Consider the following 13,781-nt stretch of genomic DNA (forward strand, 5'->3'; position numbering starts at 1 on the left):
TTGTTATTTTGTCAATGTCAAGCGTTAAAACTACAAATAGATATGAAACTCATCAAAAAATCGGAAAAGCTACTGCAAGAAACAAAAATCACAGAGGAAACACAAGAACAGAATTGTCAAATTGATATTATTAATGTACAAGAATCAATGCTTGAAGAACAGCCACAAATAGGTGGAAGTAATAAGGAAGCTAACTATATTCCAGCGCATGATAATCCTATAGTCCTTTCTGTTGGTAAGACGGGATGGCAAGTTTCTGATATTTGGAAGGATATTAGATTAGATAATTTCTAGTTATTGTCTTAATTTTGTTCTTCTTGATTGCTAAAAGTTTAACAAACGTGTGGTTATGTTTACTGGGTACTATCCAATTATTCTTTATCCACCACTAGTGAGACGTTTATACACTAAAGATTCTACAAGTCAGGAGCATTTGAAAGCTTCGTTTCAAGGATGCGTTCAATTACCAAATGGAAATGGTACGGCCAAGCAAGGTGTCAGTGAAAAGCAATTTTTTCGCCATTTACTGTGTGCTTTTCTAGAGAATCTTATCTGTCAAGCGGTGGAATTTGAAATTCCTGGTTCGTCTCGACGTTACTCGGCTGATTTTATCCTTTACCATCGGTTTTCTGGGTTAACTCTTGATATTGAGATTGATGAACCTTATGCTGGAGATACAGGTAAACCTCACCACTGCATTGATGTTGATGACGATAAAATCCGTAACCGTTTTTTCTTAGAGCGCAATTGGGGTGTGGTGAGATTTGCAGAAGTTCAGGTGGTGCGTCATCCTTGGAGTTGTTGTAAGGCGATCGCTCAAATCATCGCTCGGTTGACTGGAGATGATAGTGTATTCATATTATTACAAAGATTGGCTGATGTCCCTTTACAAAAACAGTGGACAAAGCGTGAGGCTAGGCTGATGGCCAAGAACAATTATCGTCAGTCTTATTTACCAAAAATGGCAAAGTAAAACTAGAGATAGTACTTTCAATACTCATCTTTAATAGTCATATAGTCTCCCTGGAATAGGGCTACCGTGTACACACAAGTATTTTGGAGTTGTCCCACACCGTTTTAATCCTGTACAAAGATATGTGTACACGGTAAATTATGGGTAGAAATTGGAAGGGTATTACATCGATTTTGTCAATCTCTCGTTAATTAATCTTTTTGGTTTTCTTACGCATTGCTTTTTTGATTTGCGGTGTAACTTCCACTTACGAATGCTCATGACAATTGAGCCAAAGTCCCGACTGGCAAAGGCTGTTGTTTTATTTGCACTGTGCCAAATTGTATCTGCCTCAGTTGATTCAAGTGGAGGTGTACAGCGATCGCAATATCGATCAAATAGCTGGCGTGGGTCAGGATGATAAACTATTCGGTGTCTGGTAAGTAAATTAGATGTACCTAGTAGATTACGAGCTAATTTGTAGCCAGAATTGTTTCTGTTTCCCTCAGATTCGCCATAAGTTAGTAAAATGCGATCGCTCAAAGTTAAACAAATAGACAAAGGAACAGACACTCCGCTAGCGCGTAGTTGTTTAAGAGATGAGCAATTATCTCTGGTTGTAGCTTGTGTTACTGCCCCTCGTCGGCAATGCAAGGTTGAGCGAGGGACGGTCACAGAAGGTTGCAGTAGCGCTGCTTGTGGGTCGATAACTTCTCCATTTTTCGCTCTTGTGACAAGTTCCACCCACTTACGCCAACGTTGCTCAGAAAGTTCGTAGGGAAATAAGGCTGTAGAATCAAATGCGGTTTCTAGTTCTTCCACATTGTACTGACAGTTTGACCAATGCTCTAGGGTAATGGGGATGGTTGCACTCAATATTCCATCCACTACCCGTCTGCGAACCATACCCGGCAATCTCATGGAACGAGCTAAGTTGCAAATGGCTGGATCTGCGTTTTGGATAATCGTCAGTTGGCGATTGAGATACAGCCATTTAGCAGGATTTAAGGAATGGCTGCATTTAAAGTAAACGTGCAGGGATTTCCCACCTGTGTAAACTACGGCGGCTGGTTCCAAGTTGATTTCATCCTTTAGCCAATCTACAGCTTGTCGCTGCTCATTCAACGCCAAATCATCAATTTCGTAGAACAAGCACCGACATTGACTAACGTGGTGATTGCTGATTCCCTTGTCTGGTTGGTTGGGGTAAAAGCTGACTGTAGCACCAAGATATGACATTTTAAATGCCAATGCCCAGCCATCAGCATAGCGTTTAGGTGTCAGCCGCCAGCAGGTGTTGCCCTGTTTGTCTCGACCTCCGTAAGTACAGCAGTAGAGTTGAAATCCTTGCTGGGTGATTTTACCGCAGAGAACGTAGTGGGAGTAGACAAATTGACCATTGCGGCAGTAGTGATTCCAGTTTTTAGGTATCATTTCTGTAGGCAAGTCCCAAGAAATCCTCAGCCAAATTTTGGTTCCGGTGGTAAAGCCTATTTGTCTAAGAAATTTAATGGTTGTTTGTCTGGAATTGAAGGTCATGGCAGTTACGCCTAAAGGTTCATTTCCCAGTGGCGCAATCGCGCTCTTGTTTACAAAATCTCAGTTAAAGCCTAACTCTGGTTACTAATATTAAAGTTCCCAACCTTGAGACTCTGCTATTCGACTTTGGTTGGGTTGCAGTTTGCTCAGGGTTAGCATCCCGTTACAGCCTGCTTTACCTGGAGAAACTTGTTTGGCTTGAGGTAGTTCAGCCAGTATCTCAGCTATCAAGTCCTCAACTTTCTCATTATCTTTAAAAGCGATGACTACTGTATCAAGCGATCGCAAAAGTTCTAAAGGTAATTGCTCGCTATCATCTACACTCCAATACAACGTAGGTTTGCGCTGTTTTTTGTCAATGGTTGATTCTAAGGCAATGACAGAGAGAACTTCAATCGGGTCACTCACCAATACTGCTCTTTCTACTGTGGCATCTGTAGCAATCCAAAAACTACCTTTTTTTGTCGGTTCAGAGTTCAGGGGAATGGCAGTGAAGTTACCTGTTGGTTCTAGCTGCTTGGCAAGAGTTGGAAGATCATCGAGCGTGCGTTCCACAAATATTGCTTGACCTGTTTGACTTGCATAGAGCCAACCCTTTTCATACAGTTCTGTGAGCAGAGAATTGGGTAAATTGTACTGCTGGCTTAACTTTAGGCGTATTTGCTCCCAGTTTGTTGGTTCTGGTATAGGCAAGGAGTTTGTTTGAGTAACTGCTGGTATGGGATTTTCAACAGTTTGCTCCATAAGTTTCTGGATACGTTTGTCATCCTGTTTTGGAGGTACTGCTGGTGTGGGATTTTCAACTGCTTGTTCCATGAGTTTCTGAATGCGTTTGTCATCCCGCTTGGGACTGTAGTTTACACCTCGATGCTTTTGTAAACCAGGAAAGGTATATGCTTTACCGAGATGCGTACCACTAAAAGCCACACCATCAAGTTGATAACTAATGCCTTTGACAATGCCTGTGCGAGTATAACCAACACGGACATTAATACCTTGTTGTTGCTCTCGCTCTATTAACTCTGGCATAGTGGGATGGTCGTGGGTTGCTTGGTCGAGCGATCGCTGAAGTCTCACTCTAACGCTCTCCTCTCCAGTTCTGGCAAGTTGCCTACGTTCACCAGTAGTTGGACTGTGCTTATCTTTTTCCCAACTTGGTTGCACTGATTGTAAATTGTATTCCTGCTCCAACTTGCGAATTACCGCTTCACTTCTGCGATCGTCCCAGCTATCAGAAACTGTAGTGCCATCTAATTGAATGCGACTGGCAGCAATATGTATGTGTTCATGAGTCCGGTCAGTATGCCGCACTACGACATATTGGTTCATATCAAAACCCATTGCTTGGAGATACTTCTGGGCGATTTCATCCCAAGTATCATCATCTAAACTCTCTTTGTGGGCCAAACTGAGAGAAGCGTGATAAACAGCCCTGCTCACCTTTGGGTTTAATCTTCGAGATATACCAAATTCAGCTGCTAGTTCGCGTGGGTTTGTTCCTTCCATATTCCCACCGATTTGTCTTGCTCCATCTTTGCCAAAGAGGTAGTTTAGCAGTCCCCGAAAACTTTTACCTTTGATGTGCTTGCCAATCATCCTTCATCTTGTAAATCAGTGATTAAATCAATTTCAGCAATCTCTCGCCGCACCTGTTTCACCAAATCTCTTACCTGTGACAACAATGCTCTATCTACGACCACAGGTTCTCCCATAAGTACTGAAGTATTGATTGCTTTAGCTATTTGGTTGAGGTTATTGCCTATTTTCCCCAACTCCCAGTAAGTTTGGCCTGCTACTTTGGTGACACGCCTGGGCAATCTATTTTTCAGAGTCTTGGCACGAAACAACTCACTCATAGTGAGATTATTTTCATCTGCCATTAACTGTGCTTTCTCGTATTCTGCCAAAGTCAGTCTAATGTCTATCCTGTGTGAGCGTTTTTGTCGCATTATTGATGCATTAGTCATTAGCTGTTTTAAGTTTGACGACTGCACTATCATTTGTCATTGACCAAGCGGTTACTTCCGATTCTGGTTCGATGCCAAGATGCGATGCGAGATAATGAAATGCGCTGCAATAAATAGCTTTGCTTGAGTACTAAGAAAGTCAAGATAGCGCTAGGGATATTTTGATATAGCGAAAGTAAGCGATCGCCTACGGCAAGGCGTAGCACATCGCGCAATTAAAAAGCTAATCCGCCCAAACCTTGCAGCAATTTTCTAGGCTAAACTCCCAGAGAGAATTTTCGTATCATCTTCCCTCTGTCACGGTGGTTGACCTACTTAGGTAGGGGAACCGTGAAAGGAGGGCAAGTTTGTTGCCGCACCTGGGGGGTGCGTTTTTTCTCCCCAGAAAAAATGTCCGGACAGCAACATAGCTTGCTACTCACCAAAGGTTTTTTTGGGCTACTCGAATCAACTGCTGGATGAATATGTGATGGATCTCTAATGGATTTGTATTGGATCTTTCATCGCATAATTTTTTTCAATAGCCAAGTATTGTTGCAAATAAAAATTATACATAGAATATGTATCTCAGACAAATGGATCTCTATTGGATCAACATTGTCACTGTAATGGATCTGCAATGGCTCGTTCGTGGATCTGGCATGGATCTGTAATGACGCACTTTTCTAAATTGAATTTTTTAGCAGAAAAGTAACGACTTAATTAATAGCAGCGAAAAAAAAATAACCAATTGGCTAAAATTTGGCTCCAACAAATGGTCAGTAGAGTGATGTTCACAGCCAATATTTGCATTTAAGTTAAAAACAGCTTTTATGGATAATCAGAACCACAGTCAATGTCAAACTTGATAGTCAGTTTTGACCCTGGTGCTTCCTTGACCAAGATTGTTTACGAACTAGCAACTGAAGGCAAACCATGTTTGATGACAATGGAACCAGAGATGCTGAAGTTGCCTCAAAGTTCAATTGACGCTTATATGTCGAGTCGCAAGGGTTTGGAATCTCCTAAACCAGCAGATGAAGCCTGGGTGTCAAGTCCTGCGGATGGTGATACACAATGTACGGTAGTTGGATTCCTGGCACGGCAGTTTTCAGCATCTGCCAGACTCGATAAGCTCAAGTACGAAACCTCAATTCACAAAGCCTTGGCGGTTATTGGTGCGATCGCTCAACACAACAAATTGCCTAACAGGTTTTCACTATCACTGACCTCACTACTGCCCTATGGTGAATATCAAAATCGCCAAGCATTTGAGCAACAATTGCAGTCTGCACTCAAGGATTTTAGATTTCGGGGTCAAAGGTTGCGAGTGAAACTGGAGCGATTCGAGTGCTTACCCGAAGGTGCGGGATTAGCAATGATTCGCCAACGCCAGAATGGTAAAGAATGGTTTAACGCCCAAACCATCGCAGTGCTAATGTTCGGGCATCGCAATACCAGCCTTCTATTATTTGAACGGGGTAAGATGACGGCGGGTTACACTAATGGGCTGGGCTTTCACCAAATGGTAAAGCGAGTAATTGAGCGCACATCTGGACAGAATGCCACTGCTTTGACCTCTGCCATCTATGCAGTCGGTTCAGATATCACGACTGATAACCAAGCAATTCGCGCTCTAGTCAAAAGCAGAGAACCTAAAAATATTGATTATGAATTACAGATGATTGTTAATGCCATTGCTACTGCTAAAGCTGAGTATTGGTCTAGGCTTTACGATTGGCTGGAATCAACTTTACCTGCGGTGAACGAGGTAATTTTGAGCGGTGGCGCAGCATTGTACTTAGAGCAAGAATTACAAGACTGTTTTCAAGAAATTTCAACTTATTGGGGTGCTGACTTACAGCAACAGGTACAAGAAGTATTCAAGGATAAAAGTAATGATTATTACCGTACTTTCCGAGAGCAGGAAGCTTTGTCGTTTAGGTTGATTGATGCGTTTGGTTTATTTATGCGGTTTAGAGCGCAAATTGAGAAGGTGGCATAACTATGACTAATAATAGATTACGTAAAAATCATGACACTAATAGACAGCGCAAAATTTTTAGATTTTCTTACCATCCTTACTCAAATACAGTAGACGGCCAGTTAATCACATATTTGCAACAGGGAGATGAAGCGCGTTCTAGCAAAGAGATGGTATTGCAGGCATTACGAATGTGCTGGTTGCCTTTAGCATACAAAGCACAAGCAGATGCAGGTGTAGATATTAGCGATCAAGAACTGCGTCGGGTAGGGTTGATTTGTTGTCATGCCCTGGAACAACATCTGGCATATTTGCGAATGGAACTAGGATTACCGCATAAATCAAGTGATGTTTTGCCTATGCCTATAAGCTCTATGACTAATCCTCAAACACTTGCTACTATGTTCGGTCTAGATGCAGGTAATTATAGTCACAGTAATCCTGATGATAGTAATAACAATAACAATAGTAGCAGCAAGTCAAAACACAAAATAGATTCTGATTCCTTCATTCCTGGTGAGGGGTCTTTCTATGATGAAATAGACGATATGTTTGAGAATATTTAAGTATTTATTAATGCACATTTAGTCAAATTACAAAGGAGATTTAAGATGGCAGCAATTCACTTCATTGATGGTGAAAAAGGTGGAGTTGGCAAGTCTTTGTTTGCACGGGTGATGGTGCAATACTGCATTGACAATAAACTCTCTTATGAATTGGTAGAAGCAGACCAAAGTAATCCAGATGTGGGCGCATTTTACCCAGATAATCATAAAAGAGCAGTTTTTAGCGAATCAGAGCGTAAAGCTTACGATGCTGATGAAATTTTTAATTTAGCACTAACAACTTCTGTAATTGTCAATTTACCTGCTCAAGTATACCCAGCAGTAACTGATTGGATCGAGCGTAATCAAATCTTAGAACTTACTGGGAAAAATAAGGTCAAAATATATAAGTGGTTTGTTTGTAGTGGTGGATATGACAGCGTTCAATTATTTATGCAATCTCTCGAACGCTTTGAGAACAAGATTAAGCATATCTTTGTACGCAATTATGGTTTATGCGATGACTGGAAACATGTAGATGGACGTAAGAATTTACAGGATTTAATCAAAGCTCATAAAGTAGCTGTCATCAATTTTCCCAAGTTCAGCTATCGAGAACGAGATATCCTCGATGCCAATCAAATAAATTTTTCTGCGGCTAGAGATTATGGAGAGTTAGGTGTATTGGGTAAGCAGCGATTACACAATTTTATCAAAAAAGCTTCTGAGGAAATTGAGAAAGCTAAAATTTGGAACCTTCCAGCAGCTTCAATTACTTCCCCAACAGAAAAAGTTGATGATGCTAATGTCAACGGCAAGGTTGCTACCAAGAAGTAATTTAATTCAGGAGTGCTGTACATGGATAGCGGGGCGTTTAGCCCATGCAATTAATTTTACTTTTTTACTCAGGACTCGTTACTCAGCACTCAGCACTATTTCAGTGACATCTCCCACCATCAAATCAAATTACCAAATGAGCGTGGGGGACGAAAACGCGAATTAGCTAAAAGCAAATACAGATATGAGTAATTCTCACACTGAAGAACTCGATTTAGACGATGAGTTTTTGGATTCAGTAGCTGCTAGAGGCAAAGGACTGAGCCAAATTCCTTACCCAACTTTACTAGATTTAGCCATTCGAGGTAAAGATGATTCATTTAAAGCTAGGGTTTGGGAAATTGTAGTTCAAACCGGACTAGACCCTGATGACCCAGCATTTCTGATGATGATTGCTACTGGCAGGCTACAAGTGCTGTTGGAAGACAATCCCAAAGAAATGGAAGCAATGTTTGACCTATGGCAAACGCAGCTTTATGACCATCTCCAGACATATGAAAAGGCAGCAGTAAAAGGTCAACAAAAAGCGATCGCTCAGTCAGTGGCGGCATTAATTAGGCGTACTGAATTTGAGCGTGCTATTCATTCAGTTCCCTCTTTAATTGCTGCGGGAATACTGCTATTAATTGCAGCTGGAGTGGGTGGACTAGTAAGTGTAGGTGGAATGTCCTGGTATCAATCTAGTCATCTAGATCCTGCTGGGCCACGCCAACTCACACAAGCCCAAGCCAATGCTTTGGAATGGGCAACCAGTAATGAAGGTAAGTTTGCTCACAACCTAATGCAATGGAACCAAGATTTGCTGAGTCGTGACCAAAACGGTCAACTTACTTGTGCTAAGGATGTCAAGCGTTTGGGGGTAACACTGGAAATTGGAGCAAGTAGCAGAAAAGCCTCGTCCGGGTTCTGCACGTTATGGATATCACCTAGTAATCAGCGCCAGTTTGTATCTAAACCGCGTCAACCTTGAAAGCCATAGTTTTTTGGAATTAGAGTAAAGCTCAAAACTCAAGCGACGAACGAATAATACACTCTCCTTGAAAACTCTAGGTTTCAAAATGGACGGGGTTTAAGTTAAAAAATTAGTTGTCAATTTCTCAATCGTAGAAGAGGATTCAGCAGATGTTTACCTGCAAAGTTAACTGGCTTTGGCTGCTGGTAATAGGAGGTATAGTTACAGCTTGTACCCCTACTACTGTAAATGTCAGTGGCAAGGATGAGAAGAATACGACTCAAGCGCAAGCTCAAACTGTGCCTGATTATCCGCCGATGTATGAAGTAGATGTTAAAGTTTGTGGCAACATCATTGCCCCTCTCAAGGATGGAAAACGTTGTGTCAATCAACAATTACGTTTGTGGGGCCCAGTAGGAGAGGCAAAATTAGTTCGTGCTGGTATTTCTCTGCCATCAGTTTCTAGCGTAGAACATAAATTAGCGATCGCCTCGAAAGGCTGTTATCCTGTTTATTCCCAACCTGACCAGCAGCAGTTTTATTGGGCTAATTCCATTATTCAAGTCAACAGGGGAGAAACTGCACCCACAGTCGAAGTCAAGCCAACTCAACTTTCAAACCAGCAAATTTATGAATTAATGACTAGTAAACTTTCCAGTCGGACAATTACAACATTTGGTGGGGTGGGGTGCGAAGCTGCATCGTCGGTAAAATAAAGCTTTTACGGTTGAGGGTGGGTGGGCAAAAAAGTTACCCCACTAAAATGTGGGGCTACTGTGAGAGCCAGCAGGTAATTATGAAGCTTCAGCCCATCTAGCTGTACGTTGTTGTTTATGAGCTTTACGCCGCTCCCGTACTGCATCCAAATCTTTCAGTCCATACAGACGTTTGGCGTATGCTAGTAGTTCATTGATGGGAGTTTCGCTATAATCCTGGCGAAACTGAATGTTATGTTCATTCCAATCAAATTCTTGCTGATTAAAACGTGCTTGAGCAGCAAGTTCTCTACCTGATTCCTCACGTAAAACTTCCAGTACCATTAATCGCACTTTATCCTGATATCCTATTACTTGATCCAACGCTTTTGTTTGTTCCTGATTACGAGTCATTTGAGTCATTTGATTATCCTTTGATTAACGAATTGCTACATCTCACCTAAATAGCATCGACAGATGCCTTCTGAGTTAGAGTTCACTTTTAACTCTCTTGAATTCAGCAGTAATCGCTGCATTCAATTCTATTTTTTGGATGCGGGTGGGTGGGAAATAGAATGCCCTGAATTAGATAATTCAGGGCATTGTAATTAATCGTCAATTTCTATATCTTCGTCATCTTCATCTTGTTCAAAATCGTCATTTATCAAGTCATCAGAGTTGCTACTTAAACCATTGAGTCCGTCCATGCGTTTAGACCGAGCAGCTTTATGAGAAGCACGTCTATCTCGTATTTCATCAAGATTATTCAAGCCGTAAAGTTTGCGGGCATAATTCACCAGTTCTTTTAATGGTGTATTTACATAGTCCTTACGGAATTGGGAATTGTGTTTGTCCCAATCAAACTCTTGTCCGTTAAATCTGGCTGCTGCTGCTAATTCTCTTCCTGATTCTTCCCGCAATACTTCAATTACCATCAGGTGTACTTTTTCCTGATAAGTCATTACTCGTTCTAAAGCAGGAATATGCCTTTCAATTTTGCGTGATGCTTTAGCAGTTTTGCGAACGTTAGCGTTAACCATGAGAATTACTCCTTGGTATTTAGTATTTTTCTCATAGAAACAGCATCGAAAGATGCAATTCGCTCCCTTTTAAATTCTTTATTCAGCAAAAAAATAACCATGTATTGCCTCAAACAATACATGGTTATTTTGGGTTATTATTCTGTCAATTACTGAGAATAAGTCAGAATTATTTACTCGTCTTCATCTTCTTCATCTAATTCGTCATCTTCGTCTAAATCTTCGTCTAGTTCATCTTCGATATCCTCCTCATCTTCATCCAGGTCTTCGTCCAGTTCGTCATCTAAATCGTCAAGTTCTTCCTCTTCTTGTTCTTGGAAAGAATTACGACGTTCTAGAGATGCGCGGTTGAATTCAACTAAATCTGCTATTGCTTGCTCTGGGTCAGTGCTGATAGTGTCATACAGCATACTCATGAAAATTGCCACTACTTGTGGTGCATATTTGAGTGCATCTGGTTGTCCAAACAATTTAGTAAATAATTTGGTATTCCATTTTTGCCAATCAAACTTTTTGTTACCACCTTTCTTTTTGACCTGAGCAGCAATATCAAGTCCGAGTTTTTCACGCGCTGCATGACCGATTTTAGTTGAAACACGAGAATCCCGTAGTTGTAATTTAACGCCGTATTCCTTGAAAATTAGGTTCCGTAATTCCTTCAACAATGCTAATGCCTCTTCTTGTGGTGAAGCATTCGCTACCTTTGATTTAGTTGTAGCGGATGTGCCATTGGTTTTGGCAGATGTTTTAGCATTAGCTGCGTTGCGATTGTTATTGGTTCTAGCTTTAGCGATAGCCATTTTACAGCTTCCTTTAATGAAGTTAATTTTTCACCTCCTTGCCGCAATCGCGGCTTTTACATCCATTCCCCTTCAATTTCAAACCTATTTTTTTAGATGAACCGGAATTTTGGCGGAGTAGTTTCTGAAATTGACGCTGTGCTAGAGGCGATCGCTCTTTTTCATCAAAATCCTCACGCTGTGTAAGCCGTGGGGTTTCTGACGTAAAAAATATAGCCAACCCGTTAGTGATAATTATCCGCGTGGCTAAAGCATCAGTAAGAAATTTGCTCTAAAAGGGGAAAGTAAGTTGTTGAAGTCAAGTTTATGAAATTGATAACAGACTGGCCTGCCGTAGCTAACCACAACACTCCAATTGTGGCTGTGGAGTATCATACGCCTGACAGAATGCAGATATTACAGCAGTTTTATTATTGGGGTGAGGAGCGGTCTTTGTCAGTCTTTGTCTGGAATCCTGGTTATTGTGGACTACAGCAATTAATTCAGCATCAAGGTCAGTACATCTTGCAGTCAACTGACAGGGGTAAAGACGGGGACATTATTCAGTATCTTCTGGAGGAATATCAACCAGGCATTTATTTACTGGAGGGAGTGCTAAATGAGGATGATGGTAGCAAAATAAGTCAAAAACGTAGCTATCAATTACTCAATGGCTGTCATCAAACTCTCTGGAGTCAGCAACATCATTACTGGGTGTTATTGGAAACTTACGTTCAACTACCTCTAGAATTACAGCCTTTTATTCCTGTACTGTCAAATCCACTTCCAGACCAACAGCAGGTGCAGATAGTTGTGGAGCAGTTTTGTGATACCTGGGTTGGGCGTAGTCATCCTTGGCTTCAGCAGTTTGCGGAGTGCGATAGCGAAGCGCTGCTGCGAAGCGCAGATCGCGATTACCTCGCCGTAGCCGATCGCAATTCTTGGTTAAAGACAACACAAAAAACATCAGCACTGCAATTGCTCTTTCTTGCCTGTCAGGGTTTACCCATAGGCGAGATAAATATGCTACTACACCAATGTCTGGGTTTTACACAGCAGCTTGAGGAAATCGCCCAATTAGTGCTAGAGCATAAAGTTAGTAAATTGCGGGGTCGGGGTTTAGAATACATTGCTCAACCGGATGTACCTTCAGCCGGGGGATTAGATTTGCTGGAGAAAAGGTTGGAAACTATTACCTGTCTACTTCAACCTAAAGCAAAGCAATATGGATTAAAGTTTCCCACTGGGATGCTCTTATGGGGGCCACCGGGTACTGGTAAAAGTCTTTCTGCCAAGTTAGCAGCTAAGAAAATGGGATTGCCACTGTTAGCAGCTAATTGGGGTGTACTACTGGGCGATCCTCATCCCGACAGAGCATTAAAGGAGTTTATTGCTTTGGTAACTTCCCTTTCTCCCTGCGTACTTTATTGGGATGACTTTGATAAAGGCTTTGCTGGCTGGGATTCCAATGCAGATGGAGGTGTAGCACGGCGGCTATCTGCGGCTTTGTTGACTTGGATGCAAGAGCATCAAGAGCCAGTTTATACCATTGCTACTGTCAATCGCTTGTCAATGCTACCTGCGGAATTAGTTCGCCGTTTTGATGATATCTTTTTTGTGGACTTACCCCATGAAGGGGCAAGATATGAAGTTTTCAATCTACATCTAGCTAAGTATTTTCCAGCGTTTCGAGACAATAACTCACCTTGGAGCGATGAGCAATGGCGTAGACTGTTGGCTGAATATCGCATTTGTAGTCCGGCAGAAATTGGTAATGCAGTCCTTCGTTGTGCAGAAGAGGCTTTTTATCAAGGTAGACCAGGGGAAATTGAGTTTGAAGATTTGCTGAAACAGCGACAAGAATTCACACCAGCTATGGAACGAGAGTCAGAACAGATGCAGGCAATTCGCAATCAGGCTATTTATGCTAAACCTGTAGCTAGTCTGGATGTCTCTCGATTTGCTTATCAGCATCGGGAGTTATTTGGGTGATATGAGTGGAATTTTTGAAATTCAGCTGGTGTCGGATTTTAAAATGCCGATGGTAGAAGTATGGTTGGGATTATTGCTGGGTGGGTTTACATTAGAACAACGTGGTAATTTTATCACAACCAAAATGTTTGGGTGAAAAGCTCAGAAACTACGACTGGTGACATCCTTGGGCGCTGACTCTGAGACTACAGCACCGGCTGACCGACCTCACGGAAGCCCTGTATTTCCCTTACAAATCAAAATCAAGGCTGAAGGTTTGGTCATCAGAATCCTCTGGTTTAGAGTCTGTAGATAGCTCTTTAGTCGGCTGAATAAGTTGGTTTGACTCAGTATTAATCGGAGTGAAAGCTACTTGTTGAGTAGGGAATGTACCCTTTCTGAAAGCAAAATAACAATCAATGATAAAGTAAAGCGTCTCCAGGTAACTTTTACCTAATTGCTGTGATTCGGCAAATATCCGCTCACGATAGCTATCTTTGATCCGAACTTTTTCCGGTGTCAAGTCTTGTTTGTCTGTCAT

The 13,781-nt window shown here is 41.6% G+C and carries 17 protein-coding genes; 9 read left to right on the top strand and 8 right to left on the bottom strand.

Annotated features, from left to right (window positions below):
- Window positions 1–42 precede the first annotated feature (42 nt).
- Both ACM0OY_RS05830 and ACM0OY_RS05835 read left to right on the top strand, forming a co-directional pair.
- Window positions 43–294 (top strand): hypothetical protein, encoded by a 252-nt coding sequence (locus ACM0OY_RS05830; RefSeq protein ID WP_414567944.1) that lies wholly within the window; start codon window positions 43–45, stop codon window positions 292–294.
- A 55-nt stretch (window positions 295–349) separates the two neighbouring features.
- Window positions 350–973 (top strand): hypothetical protein, encoded by a 624-nt coding sequence (locus tag ACM0OY_RS05835; RefSeq protein ID WP_414567945.1) that lies wholly within the window; start codon window positions 350–352, stop codon window positions 971–973.
- 162 nt (window positions 974–1,135) lie between these two features.
- Here ACM0OY_RS05835 and ACM0OY_RS05840 read toward each other — a convergent pair whose 3' ends face one another.
- The 4 genes from ACM0OY_RS05840 to ACM0OY_RS05855 form a co-directional block, all read right to left on the bottom strand.
- The gene (locus ACM0OY_RS05840) at window positions 1,136–2,491 is read right to left on the bottom strand and encodes a hypothetical protein (RefSeq protein WP_414567946.1); all 1,356 of its coding nucleotides are present in this window, start codon (window positions 2,489–2,491) and stop codon (window positions 1,136–1,138) included.
- A 90-nt stretch (window positions 2,492–2,581) separates the two neighbouring features.
- A complete protein-coding gene (locus tag ACM0OY_RS05845) occupies window positions 2,582–4,087 on the bottom strand; it encodes a relaxase/mobilization nuclease domain-containing protein (protein WP_414567947.1) in 1,506 nt (501 codons plus the stop codon).
- Window positions 4,084–4,458, bottom strand: a complete 375-nt coding sequence (locus tag ACM0OY_RS05850) for a plasmid mobilization protein (protein WP_223265518.1) — start codon at window positions 4,456–4,458, stop codon at window positions 4,084–4,086. The genes ACM0OY_RS05845 and ACM0OY_RS05850 overlap by 4 nt, the downstream gene beginning before the upstream one ends.
- A gap of 29 nt (window positions 4,459–4,487) precedes the next feature.
- Window positions 4,488–4,664 (bottom strand): hypothetical protein, encoded by a 177-nt coding sequence (locus ACM0OY_RS05855; RefSeq protein ID WP_414567948.1) that lies wholly within the window; start codon window positions 4,662–4,664, stop codon window positions 4,488–4,490.
- Window positions 4,665–5,293: 629 nt separating this feature from the next.
- Here ACM0OY_RS05855 and ACM0OY_RS05860 point away from each other — a divergent pair.
- The 5 genes from ACM0OY_RS05860 to ACM0OY_RS05880 all read left to right on the top strand — a co-directional run bounded on the left by ACM0OY_RS05860 (window position 5,294) and on the right by ACM0OY_RS05880 (window position 9,471).
- The gene (locus ACM0OY_RS05860; RefSeq protein ID WP_414567949.1) at window positions 5,294–6,442 is read left to right on the top strand and encodes a ParM/StbA family protein; all 1,149 of its coding nucleotides are present in this window, start codon (window positions 5,294–5,296) and stop codon (window positions 6,440–6,442) included.
- A gap of 2 nt (window positions 6,443–6,444) precedes the next feature.
- The gene (locus ACM0OY_RS05865) at window positions 6,445–6,987 is read left to right on the top strand and encodes a hypothetical protein (protein WP_414567950.1); all 543 of its coding nucleotides are present in this window, start codon (window positions 6,445–6,447) and stop codon (window positions 6,985–6,987) included.
- A 45-nt stretch (window positions 6,988–7,032) separates the two neighbouring features.
- A complete protein-coding gene (locus ACM0OY_RS05870) occupies window positions 7,033–7,803 on the top strand; it encodes a mobilization protein (protein WP_414567951.1) in 771 nt (256 codons plus the stop codon).
- Between the two features lie 184 nt (window positions 7,804–7,987).
- Window positions 7,988–8,773, top strand: a complete 786-nt coding sequence (locus ACM0OY_RS05875; protein ID WP_414567952.1) for a DUF6753 family protein — start codon at window positions 7,988–7,990, stop codon at window positions 8,771–8,773.
- A gap of 152 nt (window positions 8,774–8,925) precedes the next feature.
- Entirely contained in the window at window positions 8,926–9,471 is a 546-nt protein-coding gene (locus ACM0OY_RS05880; RefSeq protein ID WP_414567953.1) for a hypothetical protein, read from the top strand.
- Between the two features lie 78 nt (window positions 9,472–9,549).
- Here ACM0OY_RS05880 and ACM0OY_RS05885 read toward each other — a convergent pair whose 3' ends face one another.
- The 3 genes from ACM0OY_RS05885 to ACM0OY_RS05895 form a co-directional block, all read right to left on the bottom strand.
- Window positions 9,550–9,873 carry a hypothetical protein gene (locus ACM0OY_RS05885; RefSeq protein WP_094353315.1) on the bottom strand — a complete coding sequence of 108 codons (324 nt, stop codon included), beginning with the start codon at window positions 9,871–9,873 and terminating at the stop codon, window positions 9,550–9,552.
- Between the two features lie 185 nt (window positions 9,874–10,058).
- Complete coding sequence (locus ACM0OY_RS05890) at window positions 10,059–10,490, bottom strand: hypothetical protein (RefSeq protein WP_069069520.1); 432 nt, start codon at window positions 10,488–10,490, stop codon at window positions 10,059–10,061.
- A 173-nt stretch (window positions 10,491–10,663) separates the two neighbouring features.
- Window positions 10,664–11,290: a primosomal protein gene (locus ACM0OY_RS05895; RefSeq protein WP_414567954.1), complete on the bottom strand. Its 627-nt coding sequence runs from the start codon at window positions 11,288–11,290 to the stop codon at window positions 10,664–10,666.
- Between the two features lie 306 nt (window positions 11,291–11,596).
- Between ACM0OY_RS05895 and ACM0OY_RS05900 the strand changes: the two genes are divergently transcribed.
- Both ACM0OY_RS05900 and ACM0OY_RS05905 read left to right on the top strand, forming a co-directional pair.
- Window positions 11,597–13,261, top strand: coding sequence for an AAA family ATPase (locus ACM0OY_RS05900; protein ID WP_414567955.1), 1,665 nt, complete (start codon window positions 11,597–11,599; stop codon window positions 13,259–13,261).
- Between the two features lies 1 nt (window position 13,262).
- Window positions 13,263–13,397, top strand: coding sequence for a hypothetical protein (locus ACM0OY_RS05905; protein WP_414567956.1), 135 nt, complete (start codon window positions 13,263–13,265; stop codon window positions 13,395–13,397).
- A gap of 93 nt (window positions 13,398–13,490) precedes the next feature.
- Here the strand turns inward: ACM0OY_RS05905 and ACM0OY_RS05910 are convergent, their stop codons facing one another.
- Complete coding sequence (locus ACM0OY_RS05910) at window positions 13,491–13,781, bottom strand: hypothetical protein (RefSeq protein ID WP_104902259.1); 291 nt, start codon at window positions 13,779–13,781, stop codon at window positions 13,491–13,493.

This window comes from Nostoc sp. CCY 9925, from assembly GCF_963920935.1.
In the GTDB taxonomy this organism is placed as follows: domain Bacteria; phylum Cyanobacteriota; class Cyanobacteriia; order Cyanobacteriales; family Nostocaceae; genus Nostoc.

Coding starts and splice junctions, on each gene's coding strand:
- ACM0OY_RS05840 (WP_414567946.1), bottom strand. CDS start 2,491: ATGACCTTCAATTCCAGACAAACAACCATTAAATTTCTTAGACAAATA.
- ACM0OY_RS05850 (WP_223265518.1), bottom strand. CDS start 4,458: ATGACTAATGCATCAATAATGCGACAAAAACGCTCACACAGGATAGAC.
- ACM0OY_RS05865 (WP_414567950.1), top strand. CDS start 6,445: ATGACTAATAATAGATTACGTAAAAATCATGACACTAATAGACAGCGC.
- ACM0OY_RS05885 (WP_094353315.1), bottom strand. CDS start 9,873: ATGACTCAAATGACTCGTAATCAGGAACAAACAAAAGCGTTGGATCAA.
- ACM0OY_RS05875 (WP_414567952.1), top strand. CDS start 7,988: ATGAGTAATTCTCACACTGAAGAACTCGATTTAGACGATGAGTTTTTG.
- ACM0OY_RS05895 (WP_414567954.1), bottom strand. CDS start 11,290: ATGGCTATCGCTAAAGCTAGAACCAATAACAATCGCAACGCAGCTAAT.
- ACM0OY_RS05870 (WP_414567951.1), top strand. CDS start 7,033: ATGGCAGCAATTCACTTCATTGATGGTGAAAAAGGTGGAGTTGGCAAG.
- ACM0OY_RS05890 (WP_069069520.1), bottom strand. CDS start 10,490: ATGGTTAACGCTAACGTTCGCAAAACTGCTAAAGCATCACGCAAAATT.
- ACM0OY_RS05860 (WP_414567949.1), top strand. CDS start 5,294: ATGTCAAACTTGATAGTCAGTTTTGACCCTGGTGCTTCCTTGACCAAG.
- ACM0OY_RS05910 (WP_104902259.1), bottom strand. CDS start 13,781: ATGACAGACAAACAAGACTTGACACCGGAAAAAGTTCGGATCAAAGAT.
- ACM0OY_RS05900 (WP_414567955.1), top strand. CDS start 11,597: ATGAAATTGATAACAGACTGGCCTGCCGTAGCTAACCACAACACTCCA.
- ACM0OY_RS05880 (WP_414567953.1), top strand. CDS start 8,926: ATGTTTACCTGCAAAGTTAACTGGCTTTGGCTGCTGGTAATAGGAGGT.
- ACM0OY_RS05830 (WP_414567944.1), top strand. CDS start 43: ATGAAACTCATCAAAAAATCGGAAAAGCTACTGCAAGAAACAAAAATC.
- ACM0OY_RS05845 (WP_414567947.1), bottom strand. CDS start 4,087: ATGATTGGCAAGCACATCAAAGGTAAAAGTTTTCGGGGACTGCTAAAC.
- ACM0OY_RS05835 (WP_414567945.1), top strand. CDS start 350: ATGTTTACTGGGTACTATCCAATTATTCTTTATCCACCACTAGTGAGA.
- ACM0OY_RS05905 (WP_414567956.1), top strand. CDS start 13,263: ATGAGTGGAATTTTTGAAATTCAGCTGGTGTCGGATTTTAAAATGCCG.